The sequence below is a fragment of the Klebsiella sp. KP20-425-1 genome, from assembly GCF_025813515.1.
Taxonomy (GTDB): domain Bacteria; phylum Pseudomonadota; class Gammaproteobacteria; order Enterobacterales; family Enterobacteriaceae; genus Klebsiella; species Klebsiella pneumoniae.
The window spans coordinates 2,022,438-2,041,085 of the sequence record NZ_CP109614.1 but is presented as its reverse complement, the minus strand read 5'-3'; the positions used below and the strand labels follow the sequence as shown (position 1 = coordinate 2,041,085).

20 protein-coding genes are annotated in these 18,648 nt (G+C 59.2%); 6 read left to right on the top strand and 14 right to left on the bottom strand.

The features are described from left to right. Positions 1 to 59 precede the first annotated feature (59 nt). Genes kdsA through hemA form a run of 6 tightly spaced genes read right to left on the bottom strand, consistent with a single transcriptional unit; the run spans position 60 to position 5,391 of the window. Positions 60 to 914: a 3-deoxy-8-phosphooctulonate synthase gene (gene kdsA / locus OHJ17_RS09970; protein WP_002910393.1), complete on the bottom strand. Its 855-nt coding sequence runs from the start codon at positions 912 to 914 to the stop codon at positions 60 to 62. 39 nt (positions 915 to 953) lie between these two features. Further along, the gene (sirB1, locus tag OHJ17_RS09965) at positions 954 to 1,766 is read right to left on the bottom strand and encodes an invasion regulator SirB1 (protein WP_002910395.1); all 813 of its coding nucleotides are present in this window, start codon (positions 1,764 to 1,766) and stop codon (positions 954 to 956) included. 3 nt (positions 1,767 to 1,769) lie between these two features. Next, positions 1,770 to 2,162 (bottom strand): invasion regulator SirB2, encoded by a 393-nt coding sequence (gene sirB2, locus OHJ17_RS09960; RefSeq protein WP_004145428.1) that lies wholly within the window; start codon positions 2,160 to 2,162, stop codon positions 1,770 to 1,772. Next, complete coding sequence (prmC, locus tag OHJ17_RS09955; protein ID WP_004180387.1) at positions 2,162 to 3,010, bottom strand: peptide chain release factor N(5)-glutamine methyltransferase; 849 nt, start codon at positions 3,008 to 3,010, stop codon at positions 2,162 to 2,164. The genes sirB2 and prmC overlap by 1 nt, the downstream gene beginning before the upstream one ends. Beyond that, positions 3,010 to 4,092 carry a peptide chain release factor 1 gene (prfA, locus tag OHJ17_RS09950; protein WP_002910403.1) on the bottom strand — a complete coding sequence of 361 codons (1,083 nt, stop codon included), beginning with the start codon at positions 4,090 to 4,092 and terminating at the stop codon, positions 3,010 to 3,012. The genes prmC and prfA overlap by 1 nt, the downstream gene beginning before the upstream one ends. Before the next feature lie 42 nt (positions 4,093 to 4,134). Further along, positions 4,135 to 5,391: a glutamyl-tRNA reductase gene (gene hemA, locus OHJ17_RS09945; RefSeq protein ID WP_002910404.1), complete on the bottom strand. Its 1,257-nt coding sequence runs from the start codon at positions 5,389 to 5,391 to the stop codon at positions 4,135 to 4,137. A gap of 270 nt (positions 5,392 to 5,661) precedes the next feature. Between hemA and lolB the strand changes: the two genes are divergently transcribed. From lolB to dauA, 4 genes are all read left to right on the top strand, one after another. Next, positions 5,662 to 6,273 carry a lipoprotein insertase outer membrane protein LolB gene (lolB, locus tag OHJ17_RS09940; RefSeq protein WP_002910405.1) on the top strand — a complete coding sequence of 204 codons (612 nt, stop codon included), beginning with the start codon at positions 5,662 to 5,664 and terminating at the stop codon, positions 6,271 to 6,273. Continuing rightward, a complete protein-coding gene (ispE, locus tag OHJ17_RS09935; protein WP_014343188.1) occupies positions 6,273 to 7,121 on the top strand; it encodes a 4-(cytidine 5'-diphospho)-2-C-methyl-D-erythritol kinase in 849 nt (282 codons plus the stop codon). Before lolB ends, ispE begins: the two co-directional genes overlap by 1 nt. Before the next feature lie 183 nt (positions 7,122 to 7,304). Continuing rightward, positions 7,305 to 8,252, top strand: coding sequence for a ribose-phosphate diphosphokinase (gene prs / locus OHJ17_RS09930; RefSeq protein ID WP_002910407.1), 948 nt, complete (start codon positions 7,305 to 7,307; stop codon positions 8,250 to 8,252). Positions 8,253 to 8,376: 124 nt separating this feature from the next. Then, complete coding sequence (dauA, locus tag OHJ17_RS09925) at positions 8,377 to 10,056, top strand: C4-dicarboxylic acid transporter DauA (RefSeq protein WP_004200291.1); 1,680 nt, start codon at positions 8,377 to 8,379, stop codon at positions 10,054 to 10,056. Here the strand turns inward: dauA and OHJ17_RS09920 are convergent, their stop codons facing one another. Beyond that, a complete protein-coding gene (locus OHJ17_RS09920) occupies positions 10,057 to 11,103 on the bottom strand; it encodes a MerR family transcriptional regulator (RefSeq protein WP_004175547.1) in 1,047 nt (348 codons plus the stop codon). A gap of 221 nt (positions 11,104 to 11,324) precedes the next feature. After that, positions 11,325 to 11,600: a stress-induced protein YchH gene (gene ychH / locus OHJ17_RS09915; protein WP_002910437.1), complete on the bottom strand. Its 276-nt coding sequence runs from the start codon at positions 11,598 to 11,600 to the stop codon at positions 11,325 to 11,327. A 272-nt stretch (positions 11,601 to 11,872) separates the two neighbouring features. On the opposite strand from ychH, the gene pth reads away from it, so the two are divergent. Next, entirely contained in the window at positions 11,873 to 12,457 is a 585-nt protein-coding gene (gene pth, locus OHJ17_RS09910) for an aminoacyl-tRNA hydrolase (protein WP_004180389.1), read from the top strand. Between the two features lie 117 nt (positions 12,458 to 12,574). Then, the gene (gene ychF / locus OHJ17_RS09905) at positions 12,575 to 13,666 is read left to right on the top strand and encodes a redox-regulated ATPase YchF (protein WP_004148779.1); all 1,092 of its coding nucleotides are present in this window, start codon (positions 12,575 to 12,577) and stop codon (positions 13,664 to 13,666) included. Positions 13,667 to 13,748: 82 nt separating this feature from the next. On the opposite strand, the gene OHJ17_RS09900 is transcribed toward ychF, so the two are convergent. From OHJ17_RS09900 to tssG, 6 genes are all read right to left on the bottom strand, one after another. Further along, entirely contained in the window at positions 13,749 to 14,078 is a 330-nt protein-coding gene (locus OHJ17_RS09900; protein WP_032412507.1) for a DUF1869 domain-containing protein, read from the bottom strand. 83 nt (positions 14,079 to 14,161) lie between these two features. Next, on the bottom strand, positions 14,162 to 15,076 hold the full coding sequence (locus OHJ17_RS09895; protein WP_002910453.1) for a sugar ABC transporter substrate-binding protein: 915 nt from the start codon (positions 15,074 to 15,076) through the stop codon (positions 14,162 to 14,164). Between the two features lie 131 nt (positions 15,077 to 15,207). Continuing rightward, positions 15,208 to 16,623 (bottom strand): VasL domain-containing protein, encoded by a 1,416-nt coding sequence (locus OHJ17_RS09890; protein ID WP_039818236.1) that lies wholly within the window; start codon positions 16,621 to 16,623, stop codon positions 15,208 to 15,210. A gap of 19 nt (positions 16,624 to 16,642) precedes the next feature. Beyond that, on the bottom strand, positions 16,643 to 17,086 hold the full coding sequence (tssE, locus tag OHJ17_RS09885; protein ID WP_004175538.1) for a type VI secretion system baseplate subunit TssE: 444 nt from the start codon (positions 17,084 to 17,086) through the stop codon (positions 16,643 to 16,645). A gap of 2 nt (positions 17,087 to 17,088) precedes the next feature. Beyond that, positions 17,089 to 17,625 carry a type VI secretion system lipoprotein TssJ gene (gene tssJ, locus OHJ17_RS09880; protein ID WP_077254207.1) on the bottom strand — a complete coding sequence of 179 codons (537 nt, stop codon included), beginning with the start codon at positions 17,623 to 17,625 and terminating at the stop codon, positions 17,089 to 17,091. Then, complete coding sequence (gene tssG / locus OHJ17_RS09875; RefSeq protein ID WP_029497089.1) at positions 17,606 to 18,622, bottom strand: type VI secretion system baseplate subunit TssG; 1,017 nt, start codon at positions 18,620 to 18,622, stop codon at positions 17,606 to 17,608. The genes tssJ and tssG overlap by 20 nt, the downstream gene beginning before the upstream one ends. Positions 18,623 to 18,648: the final 26 nt, after the last annotated feature.

The following is an 18,648-nucleotide window of genomic DNA, read 5'->3' as shown; positions in this document are numbered from 1 at the left end:
GGCGAAAAAAAGCCTGCCGGTTTTGACGCCGGCAGGCTTTTTTACTGATGCAGTCAGGCTTACTTGCTGGTATCCAGCTCGTCGAAGCTTTTCACCAGATCGTCAATCGCTTTCATCTGTTTGAGGAACGGCTCCAGTTTATCCAGCGGCAGCGCGGACGGGCCGTCGCATTTCGCGTGGTCCGGATCCGGATGCGCTTCAATAAACAGACCGGCGATACCTACCGCCATACCGGCGCGGGCCAGCTCGCTCACCTGCGCACGACGACCGCCGGAGGCTGCGCCAAACGGGTCGCGGCACTGCAGCGCGTGGGTGACGTCGAAAATGACCGGCGAGTTGTTGGAGGCTTTCTTCATCACGCCGAAGCCAAGCATATCCACGACCAGGTTGTCGTAACCGAAGTTCGCGCCGCGGTCGCAGAGGATTACTTTGTCGTTACCCCCTTCGATAAACTTATCGACGATGTTGCCCATCTGACCCGGGCTGACGAACTGCGGCTTCTTGACGTTGATCACCGCCCCGGTCTTCGCCATCGCTTCCACCAGGTCAGTCTGGCGCGCGAGGAAAGCCGGAAGCTGGATCACGTCCACCACGTCAGCTACCGGCTGCGCCTGGCTGGCTTCATGAACGTCGGTGATGATTTTCACGCCAAAGGTCTGCTTCAGCTCCTGGAAAATCTTCATCCCTTCTTCCAGACCCGGCCCACGATAGGAGTGGATGGAGGAACGGTTGGCTTTATCAAAGGAGGCTTTGAATACGTAGGGAATACCAAGCTTCTGCGTAACGGTGACATAATGTTCGCAGATACGCATCGCCAGGTCGCGCGACTCCAGCACGTTCATCCCGCCGAACAGCACGAACGGCAGGTCGTTCGCTACGTTGATATCACCAATGCTAACCACTTTTTGTTTCATAAGTTCGCCTTATCAGGGTGTAACCGGAATGGTTCCAGACTAATGCAATGTAATTTGTTTATGCGAAATCGTGTTGATCTGCGCGCGGATCATCTCGCTGATCGGATCCTCCGGGCACTGCTCAACGAAATAGCTCAGATCCAACAGCGCCACGTGATCGCAGTCCAGCTGGGCGTATATCAGCCCGCGGTCGCGGATCTCATACGGATCTTCCGGATTAAACTGCAGCAGCGCTTCGCTGGCGCGCAGGGCCAGCTCCATCTGCCGCTCTTCCATCAGCGCCGACTTCAGGGTGTCCAGCAGCTTGCGGATCACCTCGGCGTTATCCGCTTCGTCGAGATCTTCATTAAACAGTTCCGCCACCGGCCCGATGTTGCCCTTCAGCCATACCTCCAGGGTATGCTCGTCGAGGGTCTCGCCGTTAAACGGATTAATCAGCCACATCTCTTCGCTGGTTTCCGGGTCCGCACGCAGCAGCATCTGGGTCGGGAAGATCACCGGCACCACCGGCAGCGCCAGGCGCTGGGCGATCCACAGCAGGATCGCGCCTAACGACACCGCGCTCCCCTGGCGGTTAACCAGCACTTTATCCAGCCATAGCGCGTCGGAAAGACGATACACGCCCTGCGAGGCGCCAAAGCCCCACTCGTCGTAAAACAGCTCCAGCAATCGTTCTATCTGGCGCTCCTGGTCCCACGACGGCGCAATCTCCTCCTGCGCGAGGCGCAGCAATCGCTGCAGCTCTTCCTCGACAAAACGCGACGGAAAATCGTCGCGGACCTGTTCAGAAATGAGGACCATGCCATCACACAATGGCGCTTTGTTAAATTCGAAATCCGCTAATGACCCCATGACCTACCCCAGTATCGGTATTCTTGTGATGGCGAGTTGAATGATGATAAACAACACCACCAGCGCCAGCAGGAACGCGATAAAGCGGCTCTGCTGGCTGCGCGGACGACGACGGCCCAACGCGATAAAACCTAATGCGATGTAAATGATAACGCCAAACAGCTTTTCAGTCAGCCATGCGCCGTCTTCTGTGAACGGCAGGTAGTGCGTTATCGCCATTAACCCCGCGCCGCTGAGAAACAGCAGCGTATCGCTGCAGTGCGGTGCAATTCGCACCCACCGCTGGTTCAGCAGCGGGCTCTGGTGATACATCCACCAGTAACGTAAAACGAACAATCCTACCGACACCGCCACTGTGGCAATGTGCAGGTAGAGGACAGCCGTGAATAAGTTCATCAGCCAACATTCTCCATGTCGGGTAAACGTCCGAGGGTCAGACGCTCATTGTCGCCATAGTCGCGACAGGTCGCGACGTCCAGATAGCCCGCTTCGCGGAACAGCGCGCGAACCGCCTCGCCCTGAGTCCAGCCATGCTCCAGCAGCATCCAACCGCCGGGCTGCAGATACTGCCGTCCCTCGCGGATGATATGCGCCAGATCGGCCAGCCCCTGGTCGCCTGCGACCAGCGCCGTCAACGGCTCAAAGCGCACATCGCCTTCGGCGAGATGCGGGTCGGCGGCGTCGATATAGGGGGGATTGCTGACGATCGTGGCGAAGCGCTGCCCGGCCAGCGCGCTAAACCAGTCGCTTTGACTTATCGTCACGTTAGCGATGCCCAGATGTTCGGCATTGCGCAACGCCAGCGCCACGGCGTCCGGCATCACGTCCACCGCGGTGACCTCACAGTCCGGACGTTCGCTGGCCAGCGCCAGGGCAATGGCGCCGGTCCCGGTGCCGAGGTCGAGAATACGGCACGGCGCGGTTGGCAGACGCGCCAGCGCCTGCTCTACCAGACATTCGGTATCCGGGCGGGGGATCAGCGTCGCCGGGGAGACGAACAGCGGCAGCGACCAAAACTCGCGCTGCCCGACCAGATGAGCAATAGGTTCCCCGCGCTGGCGTCGCACCAGGAGCGCCTCCAGCCTCGCCGCCTCGTCAGCAGAGAGCGTCGTTTCACCGAAGGCCAAAATCCAGGTTCGCGCCCGGCCGGTAACGTGTCCCAGCAAGATCTCGGCGTCGCGTCTCGGGCTGTCGCTCTCCGCCAGGCGGGCGATCGCCTGCTGCAGCCAGGCCTGAAAGGTCATCATTCCTGCTCGGACAGCGCCGCCAGCTGATCGGCCTGATGTTCCTGGACAATCGGCTCAATCAGCATGTCGAGTTTGCCCTCCATCGCCTCATCCAGACGGTAGAGCGTCAGGTTGATGCGGTGGTCGGTCACGCGGCCCTGCGGGAAGTTATAGGTGCGATTGCGGTCGCTGCGGTCGCCGCTGCCCAGCAGGTTGCGGCGCGTGGAGGCTTCCGCCTGCTGACGTTTGGCCACTTCGGCGGCGCGGATGCGCGCGCCCAGCACCGACAGCGCCTTGGCTTTGTTTTTATGCTGAGAACGCTCGTCCTGGCACTCCACCACGATGCCGGTGGGTAGGTGGGTAATGCGGATAGCCGAGTCGGTGGTGTTAACGTGCTGACCGCCTGCCCCGGAGGAACGGAAGGTATCGATGCGCAGATCCGCCGGGTTAATGTCCGGCATTTCGGCTTCCGGCAGCTCCGGCATCACCGCCACCGTACAGGCGGAGGTGTGGATCCGCCCCTGCGATTCGGTGGCCGGCACACGCTGCACGCGATGGCCGCCGGATTCAAATTTCAGCCGACCGTAAACGCCGTCGCCGCTGATCTTGGCGATCACCTCTTTAAAGCCGCCGTGCTCACCTTCGTTGGCGCTGAGGATCTCTACCTGCCAGCGGCGCGATTCTGCGTAACGGGTGTACATGCGGAACAGATCGCCGGCAAACAGCGCTGCTTCGTCGCCGCCGGTCCCGGCGCGCACTTCCACGAAGGCGTTACGCTCGTCATCAGGATCTTTCGGCAGGAGGAGAACCTGCAGCTGTTGCTCCAGCTGGTCGCCTTTTTCTTTGGCGTCACGCAGCTCTTCCTGCGCCATTTCGCGCATTTCCGGATCGTCGAGCATCATCTGCGCGGTTTCAATATCCTCCTGCACCTGACGCCAGTCGGTATAGCAGCGCGCCACATCGCTCAGTTGAGCATACTCCCGCGACAGCGCGCGGAATTTATCCTGATCGGCAATCGTCGCGGCATCGCCGAGCAGCGCCTGCACTTCTTCATGGCGCTCGTACAACGCTTCCAGTTTGGCAACAATAGAAGACTTCATAGGCGTGAATTCACCCTGTCCTGAAAATAAGAGAAAGGTGCGCTATTCCAGCCCGAGGCTGTTGCGCAGAATATGCAGACGTTCGTCGTCCCCGTCACGGGCGGCCTGCTGAAGAGATTTGGTTGGCGCGTGGATCAGGCGGTTAGTGAGCTTGCGCGCCAGATCCTGCATAATTTCCTGGGCATCACCGCCCTGCTCCAGCGCGGCCAGCGCTTTCGCCGTCAGCTCCTCACGGACCTGCTCAGACTGAGAACGGTATTCGCGAATGGTCTCGCTGGCGCTCTGCGCGCGCAGCCAGGCCATAAATTCGCTGGTTTCCTGCTCGACGATCGATTCCGCCTGCACCGCGGCAGCCTTACGCTGCGCCAGGTTATGCTGAATGATGTTTTGCAAATCGTCGACGCTGTAGAGGTAGGCGTTAGCCAGTTTGCCGACCTCTGGTTCAACGTCGCGCGGGACGGCGATATCCACCAGCAGCATCGGCTGGTTACGCCGCGCCTTAAGCGCACGCTCCACCATGCCTTTGCCGATGATCGGCAGCGGGCTGGCGGTGGAGCTGATAATGATGTCGGCCTCTTTCAGCCGTTCGTCGATATCGCTGAGGGCTATCACCTCGGCGCCCACTTCCTCCGCCAGCGCCTGGGCGCGTTCACGGGTGCGGTTGGCGATCACCATTTTGCGCACGTGATGTTCGCGAAGATGGCGCGCTACCAGCTCAATGGTTTCACCGGCGCCGACCAGTAACACGGTGACGCTGGAGAGCGATTCAAAGATTTGCCGCGCCAGGGTACAGGCGGCGAAAGCCACAGAGACCGCGCTGGCGCCGATATCGGTTTCGGTACGCACGCGCTTAGCCACTGAAAACGATTTCTGGAACATCCGCTCCAGCTCGCTGACGTTAAGATGGCCGCGGCTGGAGTCGGCGAAGGCTTTTTTCACCTGGCCGAGGATCTGCGGCTCGCCCAGCACCAGCGAATCGAGGCCGCTGGCGACGCGCATCAGATGGCTGACGGCGTCATTATCCTGATGCCAGTAAAGGCTTTTTCGCAGGTCTTCTTCGTTGAGGCCGTGGTAGTTGCACAGCCAGCGGATCAGCGCTTCCTGCAGGTTATCCTGCTCTTCGACGCTGAGATAGAGTTCCGTGCGGTTGCAGGTCGACAGCACCACCCCCCCCTGCACCATCGGCTGAGCCAGCAAGCTCTCCAGCGCCTTATCGAGCGTTTCCGGCGAAAACGTGACGCGTTCTCGCAGGGCGACCGGAGCTGTTTTGTGATTGATGCCAAGAGCTAAAAGGGTCATTGTGAGGGAGTAGTACCAGCGTTGCTAAGGTTAGTCTGAGTGCATCATACAGGATGCGCGTAATCAATAAAAGAGAGGCTCCCCTTTTGGAGTAATAGTTAAAGCAAGACCGCCATTAAGGTTAATTTTTTGATTTCAGACAACTTGAACGTAGACGCTATGGCCCGGCGACGCTAGCATTAAGGGTTATAAATGTAACCTGCTACACAAATCGGCCCGCTGTTCCCTGTCGCCGTTTTTCCCTGTAGACATCAAGGATTTGTCATCATTATGAATCGACTGTTCCGCCTGCTGCCGCTGGCCAGCCTCGTCCTCACCGCCTGTTCTCTTCATACGCCGCAAGGGCCTGGCAAAAGCCCGGATTCGCCGCAGTGGCGTCAGCACCAGCAGGCTGTCCGCAGCCTCAATCAGTTCCAGACCCGCGGGGCGTTTGCCTATCTTTCCGATGAGCAAAAAGTCTATGCCCGCTTCTTCTGGCAGCAAACCGGCCAGGACCGCTATCGCCTGCTGCTGACCAACCCGCTGGGCAGCACCGAGCTGTCGCTGACCGCGCAGCCGGGCAGCGTGCAGCTGATCGATAACAAAGGCCAGACCTATACCGCCACTGATGCCGAAGAGATGATTGGCCGTCTGACCGGGATGCCGATCCCGTTGAACAGCCTGCGCCAGTGGATCATCGGCCTGCCGGGCGACGCCACCGACTATTCGCTGGACGATCGGTACCGTCTGCGTGAACTGAACTATACGCAAAACGGCAAAACCTGGCACGTGACCTACGGCGGCTACACCAGCGATACCCAGCCAGCCCTACCGTCCAATGTCGAGCTGAACAATGGCGCTCAGCGCATCAAGCTGAAGATGGATAACTGGATCGTGAAATGATGACCCGCTGGCCCTCTCCTGCAAAACTGAATCTGTTTTTATATATCACCGGCCAGCGGGCCGATGGTTACCATACCCTGCAAACGCTGTTTCAGTTTCTCGATTACGGCGATACGTTGACCATCGAACCGCGTAGTGACGGCCAACTGCGCCTGCTGACGCCGGTGGCCGGCGTGCCGGACGAGGAGAATCTGATCGTTCGCGCCGCGCGTCTGCTGATGCATGCCGCCAGCGAAAGCGATCGCCTGCCGGCGGGCAGCGGCGCCGATATCAGTATCGATAAGCGCCTGCCGATGGGCGGCGGCCTGGGCGGTGGCTCCTCCAATGCCGCCACCGTGCTGGTGGCGCTCAACCATCTGTGGGGCTGCGGTCTCTCGGAAGATGAGCTGGCGACTCTTGGCCTTCAGCTGGGGGCCGATGTGCCGGTTTTCGTACGCGGCCATGCCGCCTTCGCCGAGGGGGTGGGTGAAATACTGACGCCGGTAGAACCCGAGGAAAAATGGTACCTGGTGGCCCACCCGGGGGTCAGTATTCCGACGCCGATCATTTTTCGCGATCCGGAGCTACCACGAAATACCCCGCGCCGGTCAATTAATACGTTATTAAATTGTGAATTCAGCAACGATTGCGAGCTTATCGCAAGAAAACGTTTTCGCGAGGTTGATGCCGCGCTTTCCTGGCTGTTAGAATATGCGCCGTCACGCCTGACCGGCACAGGGGCCTGTGTGTTTGCTGAATTTAACACCGAATCCGCTGCCCGTCAGGTGCTGGACACTGCCCCGGCATGGCTAAATGGCTTTGTGGCGCGCGGAGTTAACCTTTCGCCGCTCAAGCAGGCCCTGCTCTGAATCCTGCGCCGTGATGGCACATTGATAATGAGTCAGCCGGGGAAATTGAGTTACGGTGACAACGTCACCCTGTTCCAGACGTTGCATCGTGCTCTTTAAATACACCGACTGGATCGAATGGCGCCATCCCGCACATTATTGGCCCATTCATCCACCACTGGACGCATGCCTGAGGTTCTTCTCGTGCCTGATATGAAGCTTTTTGCTGGTAACGCCACCCCGGAACTAGCACAACGTATTGCCAACCGCCTGTACACTTCTCTTGGCGACGCCGCTGTAGGTCGTTTTAGCGACGGCGAAGTCAGCGTACAAATCAATGAAAACGTACGCGGTGGTGATATTTTCATCATCCAGTCCACTTGTGCTCCCACCAATGACAACCTGATGGAACTGGTTGTTATGGTTGATGCTCTGCGTCGTGCTTCGGCAGGTCGTATCACCGCCGTTATCCCTTACTTCGGTTATGCTCGTCAGGACCGTCGTGTTCGTTCTGCTCGTGTGCCAATCACCGCGAAAGTGGTGGCGGATTTTCTGTCCAGCGTCGGCGTTGACCGCGTGCTGACCGTTGACCTGCACGCAGAACAGATCCAGGGCTTCTTCGATGTGCCAGTCGATAACGTGTTCGGCAGCCCAATCCTGCTGGAAGATATGCTGCAGCTGAACCTGGACAACCCGATTGTGGTTTCTCCGGACATCGGCGGCGTCGTGCGTGCCCGCGCTATCGCTAAACTGCTGAATGATACCGATATGGCTATCATCGACAAGCGCCGTCCGCGCGCCAACGTCTCCCAGGTGATGCACATCATCGGCGACGTTGCCGGTCGTGACTGCGTGATGGTCGACGATATGATCGACACCGGCGGCACCCTGTGTAAAGCGGCAGAAGCGCTGAAAGAGCGTGGCGCGAAACGCGTATTCGCTTACGCGACGCACCCAATCTTCTCCGGCAACGCTATCCAGAACATCAAAAACTCTGTCATTGATGAATTTGTCGTCTGCGATACCATTCCGCTGGCACCAGAAATTAAAGCGCTGGATAAAGTGCGTACTCTGACGCTCTCCGGTATGCTGGCTGAAGCTATTCGCCGTATCAGCAATGAAGAATCTATCTCTGCTATGTTCGAACATTAATCGAGCCCAGCACAAAAACCCGCTGCGGCGGGTTTTTTTGTCTCCGCACCTTATTTGTATGATCAATGCCTCCTTCACCTGCCATTTAGTTGACAGATGATGCGCTCATGGATGAAACATTATTGTGAACAGATTATTTTCCTCACATGTGATGCCTTTCCGCGCCCTCATCGACGCTTGTTGGAAAGAAAAGTACACCACCGCCCGCTTCACGCGTGACCTGATCGCCGGGATCACCGTCGGGATCATTGCGATTCCGCTGGCGATGGCGCTGGCGATTGGCAGCGGCGTGCCGCCGCAGTACGGCCTCTATACCTCAGCGGTGGCAGGGATTGTGATCGCCTTGACCGGCGGGTCACGCTTTAGCGTTTCCGGTCCGACCGCCGCCTTTGTGGTGATCCTCTACCCGGTTTCCCAGCAGTTTGGTCTGGCGGGACTGCTGGTGGCGACGCTGATGTCGGGGATCTTTTTAATCCTCTTCGGCCTGGCGCGCTTTGGCCGCCTGATCGAATATATCCCGCTGTCAGTCACCCTCGGCTTCACCTCGGGGATCGGTATCACCATCGGCACCATGCAGATTAAAGATTTCCTCGGCCTGCAGATGCCCCATGTGCCGGAGCATTATCTGCAGAAAGTGGCGGCGCTGGCGATGGCCCTACCGACCATTAACGTTGGCGATGCCGCCATCGGCGTCGTTACTCTTGGCATTCTGATCCTCTGGCCGCGGCTGGGTATCCGCCTGCCGGGCCACCTCCCGGCGCTGCTGGGCGGCTGCGCGGTCATGCTGGTGGTCAACTTGCTCGGCGGCGATGTCGCGACGATCGGCTCGCAGTTCCATTATCAGCTGGCGGACGGCACTCAGGGCAATGGCATTCCGCAGCTGCTGCCGCAGCTGGTATTGCCCTGGGATATGCCGGGCTCAAACTTTACCCTGAGCTGGGCCTCGCTGCAGGCTCTGCTGCCTGCCGCCTTCTCAATGGCGATGCTCGGCGCCATTGAATCTCTGCTGTGCGCGGTGGTGCTTGATGGCATGACCGGCACCAAGCACAAAGCCAATAGCGAGCTGATTGGCCAGGGGCTGGGCAACATTGTCGCGCCGTTCTTCGGCGGGATCACTGCCACCGCGGCGATTGCCCGCTCGGCGGCGAACGTCCGCGCCGGCGCCACATCGCCGGTTGCCGCCGTGATCCACGCCCTGCTGGTGATCCTGGCGCTGCTGATCCTCGCCCCACTGCTCTCCTGGCTGCCGCTGTCGGCGATGGCCGCCCTGCTGCTGATGGTGGCATGGAATATGAGCGAGGCGCATAAAGTCATCAATCTGCTGCGCCACGCGCCGAAGGACGACATCGTGGTGATGCTGATGTGCATGTCGCTAACGGTGCTGTTTGACATGGTGATCGCTATCAGCGTCGGGATCGTGCTGGCTTCGCTGTTGTTTATGCGCCGTATCGCACGCATGACTCATCTGGCGCCGGTCAACGTCGAGGTGCCAGACGATGTGCTGGTGCTGCGGGTAATTGGGCCGCTGTTCTTTGCCGCCGCCGAAGGCTTGTTCAACGATCTGGAGACCCGGATCGCCGGCAAGCGCATCGTGGTGCTGAAATGGGACGCGGTGCCGGTTCTCGACGCCGGTGGCCTGGATGCCTTCCAGCGCTTTGTGAACAAGCTGCCGGAAGGCTGTGAATTGCGCGTATCTAACCTCGAGTTTCAGCCGCTACGCACGCTAGCGCGCGCCGGCGTCAAGCCGCTGCCCGGACGCCTGAGCTTCTACCCCGATCGTCAGGCCGCGCTGGCTGACCTGTGATCACCCGGCGGCAGGTCCCTGCGCCTGCCGCATCAAGGATCCGGTCGCCTGCTGCAGCCAGCTCAGCACCGCCGGCGTCATCCAGGTGCCCTTCATCAAATGCGGCTCCTGCTCCATTGCCCGACGAAACTTCTGCAACGTCTGCGGCCGGGTACCGGCGTAGGACTGAAACAGTTCAAGCCACGCCCGGGCCAGCGCCTGACCCGACGCCGAGTCCGGCGCTACGCCCTCCCGGCACGCCTGATGCAGCTTCGCCACCAGCGCAGGCCACTCCTGTAGCCGGTCAAAATAGTGCTGGCGGGTGAACGCCATCTCTTCTTCGTCAAGGTACCGCGCCCAGATCGCCAGTTTGCTTTCGGCAAAGGCCTCGGTGATATAGGCGATGATTGCCGGCGTGACGCCGGTCTGTTCAACCATCTGCGGCTCGGCGGCATGCATCTCGTTCAGGCGGGTCAGAAACTCCGGACGCCCGGCCGTATCCTGCTCCAGGCGCTCCATCCAGCGCGTCGCCAGACGCATCGCCTGCGGACTGTCCGTCGGGCAGCCGCTCGCCATCAGCGTCTGCACCTCCTCCGTTAGCTCGCGCCACGCCTGCGCCCGCTGTTCATCCTGTGCCGCAAACGGCAGCGCGGCTAACTCCTGTTGACTAAACCAACGATCGTACATTTTCATTAACTCCAGCGTCTGTAGCCAGGACTCCAGATCGGGTTCATTGCCGCTCGCCAGCGCCTCGCGCAGCACCAATAGTCGGTCGCGCAGCCTGCCAACATCGCGTAGCTGGGCGTTGAGCATATCTATCTGCTGCGTCAGCAGCTCGGGCAGCGACAGCGTTTGCCGATCGAGATAGTCCTTGATTGTGGCGAGCGTTAGCCCGGCCTGCGCCAGCGCCTTTATCATATGCAGGCGCTGAACCGCGGACAGGTTATAGAGCCGATAGCCCGCCTCGCTTCTGGCCGAAGGCGTTAACAGCCCCGTCTGTTCATAATGATGCAGCGTACGTACCGTCAGTCCGGCACGCTTCGCCAGCTCTCCCACCTGAATTAACATGACTGCTCCTCTCTGTGGCCAGGTCCGCTACTCTGCAGCCTGACGTAACGTCAGGGTCAAGCAAAAACCGCGCTTGCTATTCATTTTTGCTGGCAACCATAGCAGCACGAAGGCCAGGACGGAATGGGGGCGTAATATGGCGGGAAAAAGAGGAAGAGATAAAGTGAGACACAGAAAAGCGCATCGGCCTTCAGCGGCCGATGCGGGAAATCATGCTACGGTTAGCTGTGACGATGCTGGTTACGACGGCAGCGTTTATCGTAGTGGCGCACCCACCAGTAGCGGTCGCTGACCTGCTCGTGGCCGCCAATACGGGCACCGGCCAGCCAGAGCACTGCGCCAACGAAGATGCTTAGGATTGCGCCATGCGCAAAGAATTGTGGCAGGTTAAGCTGCGGAAGCTGGTTCAGAATGGAGTAACCTACCCCCACAACCATCACCACCAACCCTAACCCCATGAGTACGTTACCGAGTAACGAAGCGTTTTTGCGTTTCATGTGTCACCTCCGGACTTTGGGTTGCCAGGGAATGTCCCCAAATCTTATAGGTGTAGTATAGACAAGGTCTCTTCTGCGGAGTGCGTCCACGATCACATTAGTGAACAGCGAATAGACAAAAATTTACAAATAAGTCTATGAACCATATCAAATTCTAATGATTTAGTGAGTAAATCATCAATGCGGGTATTGTCTAATAGCCAGAATTTTGTCAAGCGCGCCCGCAGACAGTACACTACGCGGCAGAGAATGCCCCATGCAGGATAGAAAACGTGACCATTAAACTGATTGTCGGCCTGGCCAACCCCGGTGCGGAATATGCCGCTACCCGGCACAACGCTGGCGCCTGGTATGTGGATTTACTGGCGGATCGCCATCGTGCGCCGCTGCGCGAAGAGAGCAAATTCTTCGGCTACACCTCGCGCATCAACCTGGCGGGCGAGGACGTCCGCCTGCTGGTCCCCACTACCTTTATGAACCTCAGCGGTAAAGCCGTGGCCGCGATGGCGACCTTTTATCGCATCAACCCTGATGAAATTCTGGTCGCCCATGACGAGCTGGATTTACCGCCGGGCGTGGCGAAATTTAAGCTTGGCGGTGGCCATGGCGGCCACAATGGCCTGAAGGATATCATCAGTAAGCTCGGCAATAACCCGAACTTTCACCGTTTACGCGTCGGAATCGGCCATCCGGGCGACAAAAACAAGGTTGTCGGCTTTGTGCTTGGCAAACCACCGGCCAGCGAGCAGAAACTGATCGATGACGCTGTCGACGAAGCGGCGCGCTGTACCGAAATCTGGTTAAAGGACGGGCTGACCAAAGCGACCAACCGTTTGCACGCCTTTAAGGCGCAATAAGCCGTTGTCGTGCGGCATTTTTGCCGCGCACCGTGTATAATAGGCAAAGCTATTCAATTTTCTGCAATCTGTTCCTTGTAACAGATTGATTATCCAAAGATTAAGGTGATTTAAATCATGGGATTCAAATGCGGTATCGTCGGTTTGCCCAACGTCGGCAAATCCACCCTGTTCAATGCGCTCACCAAAGCGGGTATTGAAGCGGCCAACTTCCCCTTCTGTACCATTGAGCCGAACACCGGTGTCGTACCGATGCCCGATCCGCGTCTGGACAAGCTGGCTGAAATCGTCAAACCGCAGCGCATCCTGCCGACCACCATGGAGTTCGTGGATATCGCGGGCCTGGTGAAAGGCGCGTCCAAAGGTGAAGGTCTTGGCAACCAGTTTCTGACCAACATCCGTGAAACCGAAGCCATCGGCCATGTGGTTCGCTGTTTTGAAAACGATAATATTATTCACGTCGCGGGGAAAGTGAACCCGGCGGAAGATATCGACGTTATCAACACCGAACTGGCGCTGTCTGACCTTGATACCTGCGAACGCGCGATTCACCGCGTCTCCAAAAAAGCCAAAGGCGGCGATAAAGACGCGAAGGTTGAGCTGGCCGCGCTGGAAAAATGCCTGCCGCAGCTGGAAAACGCCGGTATGCTGCGCGCGCTGGATCTGACCAAAGAAGAGAAAGAGGCCATCCGCTATCTGAGCTTCCTGACCCTGAAGCCGACCATGTACATCGCGAACGTCAATGAAGACGGTTTCGAGAACAACCCGTACCTCGATCAGGTTCGCGCCATCGCCGAGCAGGAAGGGTCTGTGGTGGTGCCGGTGTGCGCCGCCGTTGAAGCGGACATCGCCGAGCTGGACGATGAAGAGCGTGACGAGTTCATGGCTGAGCTGGGCCTCGAAGAGCCGGGCCTGAACCGCGTGATCCGCGCCGGTTACGCTCTGCTAAACCTGCAGACCTACTTCACCGCGGGCGTGAAAGAAGTTCGCGCATGGACCATCCCGGTCGGGGCAACCGCGCCGCAGGCAGCCGGTAAGATCCACACCGACTTCGAAAAAGGTTTTATCCGCGCGCAGACCATCGCCTATGAAGACTTTATTACCTACAAAGGCGAACAGGGTGCAAAAGAAGCCGGTAAAATGCGTGCAGAAGGCAAAGACTACATCGTGAAAGATGGCGATGTGATGAACTTCCTGTTCAACGTCTAATCCCGCTGGCTGGCGTTTTCGCCGCCACCGCGCAAAAAAAATCCACGCAGCGGCGTGGATTTTTTTTTACCCAGGCGACACGCTACTCCACAATATGGGTATCTTCTGCCGCCTCGTAGCCATCAACGATCTGCACAATTTTCTTTAACTCAGCCTCAATAAAAGCCGGGGTGGCGCTTTCCCCAGAGGCCGGGTGATGAAGCTCCACCGAGATGCCGCTGGCGGCATTGGTCAGCGACAGGCTGATCTCCTGCTGGCCCCGCGAGGACGAAGAACGCCCGATATGCTGCATGATAGCCGCCGCCGCCGCGCGCGTATCAACGTCTGCGAGATGCCCCCACCTCATTTCAACATGTCCCTGCTGCCCTGCCTTTATCATCTGCAGCGTATAGCCGCTTCTTGCCGTTGCCATGCCTTTTCCTCCGATTTAGTTGCCCGGGCGTCGCATTATCAGCCCGGTTTTATCAGCCAGGTTCGCGCACCTGCGCCTTGCCGTTAATGACTCTTTTCCACATAGGTCTGCATGTTTTCTTTGGTCACTAACTCAAACGGGATCCAGACATGAGACTCGACCTTTTCTCCTTTAATCAGCTTCAGCGCTACCGCTAAGGCCGTTTTGCCCTGACCGACGGCGTCCTGGAAAACCGTCACCTGAATCTTATCGCTGGCCAGGGCTTTCAGCCCGTCCGGGGTGGCGTCGATCCCGCCGATCAGCAGCTTCTTCTGGCTTTTCTCCAGCGCCATCGCCGCGCCAATCGCCATCTCATCGTTGTTCGCCGCCACAATATCAATCGCTTCTCCGTTGCCCGTCCAGTTCTGCATCAGATCCATGCCCTCGCTACGGGAATAGTTGGCCGGCTGTTTCTGCACCACTTTCATTGCCGGATACTTGGCCACCACCTGCTCCACATCTTTGGTGCGCTGCAGCGCGCCGGCGTCGGTGAGATTGCCGATCATGATGGCGACGTTGCCTTTGTAGTTCGCCAGCTTCGCCAGCGCCTCCATCTGCAATGTGCCAGACTCCCGCTCGTCCGAACCGACAAACACCACGCCGGGCGGTAACGTTTTATCCCCCGGCGTCCGGTTCACATACACCAGCGGCATTTTGGCCTGCTGCGCCATCTTCGTCAGCTGCGGGGTGCTGGCGGAGTCCACCGGGTCGACGATGATCGCGTCCACGCCGGAGGCAATGAAGCTCTGCACCTGATCGGCCTGGCGTCCGGTGTCGCCGCGGGCGTCTTCAAACTGTACGTCGACGTGGCGGGCTTGAGCTTCTTTCTCAATGGACTGGCGGATAATAGTGAGAAAGTTTTGATCGAAGTAGGCCATTGAGACGCCGATCTTCTCTGCTAATGCCGAAGCGGAACTGGCCAGAAGGCCTACTAACAGGATGATTTTACAGTGCTTCATAGTATGCCCTCAGAGATCGAAATAAAATTTTCAATACAACTACAAACGGTATATTTAAATCATTTTCAGACTACGAAGGGCGTTCGGTTCTTGCAATATTGATGTAAAGAAAATGTTGCCATGCGCACACTTTATTTCACCGCCTCACTCACCGAGGGCTCACCGGTTGCGGGGAGCGCAGCGGTCGGCGACGCCGGCTGTTTTCGCTTCAGCAGGGCATACTCCACTATCAGCTGTTGCAGATGCAGCTCCGCGAGGCTTCCCCGCGCGGCTGGCCAGGGTTGATCAACGGGAAGCGCGGCCAGCTGGCGCAGCTGCTCCTCCAGCGGAACAGCGCGGTTAAACGACTGCGTGATGGCAAATACTGCGGTTTTCAGTTCGCTCACCGTCAGGTACTTCCCCTTCTGCTCGTCGAGGGCATTGAGCTGGTCGGCGAGCCGCTGCAGTTGCTGCATGCCCTCCGACCAGCCGGTAAGGTTTTCCGCGGGCAATGCGCCAGCACTCAGCTGCTGCCGCCACTGCTGCGCCAGCGGTTGCGCCTGATCCGGCCAGCGGATCAGGGCCTGGTGGACCAGCTGGTCGCCGTAGCTGACCGCCCAGTCCGGCGCCAGGCGGGCAAGCTCGCCAAGCTGGCGCTGCGTCTGTGGCAGATCAACCGTCCCCGGGGGCGTTGTCGCCGGCAGGCCCGGTATCGGTCCGGCATTTTGGGTGACCGAAATGGGCGGCAAGTCGGACTGACGCAGCGCCAGCCATCCGCCGACGGCGATACCCGTTACCGCCAGCATGGTAACCATCCCGGCGATAAACGGCTTCCAGCGCGGCGCGGCTGCCGGAGTAGACGCCGCCACCGGCGCGGGCCGCTTTGCAGGTGAAGGCGGCGCCAGCGGCTCAGCTTTTGGTCTACGTTTTAGGTCTGGCACTGGCTCAACCTTCGCCGCATCCTCTTCGCTGACCAGAGTGCCGGGAAGTTCCGCGTCAGACACCGCCACCGGCGGCGCGGTGGGAAGCGCTGGCGCAGGGTCGAGGCTCTCGAAGCGAGTTGCCGTGCTGTGCAGTAGCGCCCGCAGGTCGCTCAGCTGGTTTTCAGGGGCGATCTCAAGGCGCTGGAGCACTGCGTCGAAGCTTTGCAGCGAACGTTCAGCCTGCTCAAGCGACTCAACATCCTCTGGGGTAAGATTCAGGGTACGGATCACCTGCCGCAGCCGCTTGCTCAGGGTGCGGAAGATCTCTGTCCGGGCCGGGAGCGCCTGTGGCCACAGGTTTTTCCCCTGACGAACCAGCAGCGACTCCATCAGCGTCAGCCCCTCATTGATCCCTGCCACCCCGCCCAGCCGGGCGCGGGCCAGGGTATACCAGGCGACAGTCTGCAGGTCCGCGCCGTGATGCTCCAACAGCCCGCGGGCAAGCTGCTCGGCATACGGCCAGTTAATATCCGGCCGCGCCGGGTGGCTGAGCTTGTTCATTTCCGCACGCAGGGCCATAAAATCAGCCAGCGTGCGCGGGTCGCCACCGGCTTTATAGTGACGGTCGTGGTGTGTTGTCATCATGATGTCTTTCAGCGAGAGATTAGAGGGCGGAGCGGGCGTCAAGGTACTGCTGGCGTTTGAGGTGGCGGATCAACACCCTGCCCTCGGGCATAAACTCCGTGCCGTAACGCACCAGGCCAATATCCTTCAGCTCCGCATCAATGGCATAGCGCAGTTCGCCGGGCGCATGCTGATCGAGCATCACCACCGCGATCCGCTGCAGGCGCGGTTCGTATTTCAACAACACCGCCGACAATGTGCTCATCAGCTGATGCGCCGACGCTGGCATCCCCTGGAGGACAGCGGTCATATCCGGCAGGCCGTAGTCCGGCAGATGCGCCAGCGTTCCGGCCCGACAGTTGAGGATGCGCTGCATGTTATCGAGCACCGACAGGATGACCTGATCCGTTTCGCTGACAGTATTCAGGTCAAGCCCGCCGGCGAAATTGCCGTACAGGATGTCATACAGGGAGGGACGAGGCATTTTCACTTCTCCTTAAACGGGTGCAGCGTCAGTTGATTTTGGCTGGCTTCGATAATGCGCGGCCTCGCCGGATCAAGTTCGTCCCGGGTGAGTACCAGCCGCCAGCTGTTTTGCGTCAGGTCTGGATCGATAAACATGGCCGCCACCGCCACAAACTGCGCGCTGGTTTCCATGGGCATATCGACGGTCACCGATTCGCCCGGACGCAGGCGAACATCTTTTTCCGCCACCCGGTCCGCCTGCAGCGCCTGGCCATCGCCGGCAAACAGCGACGGGTAGTCAGTATTGTCGAACGCTTGCCGCTCCTTCAGCTGATAAATACGCACCACCGTCGCCAGGGAGGCGCCTTTGGCGTTGTTATTCACGCCTTCCCGGGCGCGAAGATCCAGATGCAGGGTTTTCACCTGGGGGTAAAAAATGGACTGGGTCACGGAAACGGCGCCGTCTTTCACGGTCTGCGTCAGTCCGCAGCCGGTTAAGACGGTAACCATGAGGAATGCCAGCAACCTGGCGGAGGGTTTAACTGCGGTAATCGCCATCTTCATCGCTCTCCCTGCGGTGGATATTTTCCCGGACGCGCTGATAGCGCCCCAGATAAATCGTGACTCTGTCGTCAGCCTGTTTCTGCGCATCCAGCGGACGCAGCACAGCGGTACGGCCGAGCTGGACGGCATGCTCCTGCTGGCAGCAAAGTTGCGCATCCGGCAGTAAATGGCGGGCGACGCAAAGCTGCAGCCGCACGTCAAGATGAGATCCGAGCCAGACGTGCAGAAGCGCCATCAGGTCGCTGAACAGTTCGCCGCCGGGCAGCCAGCCGCGAACCTCATCAGGCTTTTCCGTGGCCAGCTGCAGCAATACCTGACCGTTCACATCCGTGGCGTGGGTTCCCATCACTGGCCTATGTTGCAGGCTAACCGGCTGACGGACGCTCATCGTTAACGGCTGCGACAAGGGGATCCGGCAGGGATCGTGGTGGTGCACCGTCGCCCGGGTCCCCGGGGCCAGGAGCGCCACCAGCGCCTCCATGCCTTCCCCGGATCTCCCCGGCAGCATCATCACCGGCAGCAGCGCCAGAAATCGCGACAGCGGCGCTGCGGCAACGGCGGCACATCCCGGTATGCCCAGCCCCGCCAGGCCCAGCAGATACTGCGAGATGTTGTCCGTGCCGCCCGCCCGAAAGGTTGCCGGGTAGGAATATTTGCGCCAGATACGGTAATACTGGGCGATCAGCCGATGGTTAAAGATATCGAGGAAATCCTCGGTGGCCTCGACGCCTTCCCGCCGTTGCGCAATGTCATCGCTATAGTGGGTCGGCAGCGGGGATTCCACGCCGTAGAGTCCCATAAAAGTCACGCGAACCGCCGGCGGACGGGGCGGTTCAGGATCGTCCATTCCACGGATTTCGCCAGCCGGAAAGCCCATCCCCGGATGCGGGCGAAAGCGTATGGGTTCATCACCTAATAGCCAGCCGCTGCCGATGATCGGCGCCTTCGGATGGTTCTTCTCCAGCAACTGGCAGAAGCGGTAAAAATTCATGTACGGCAACTGAGGCCGGAGCTGCG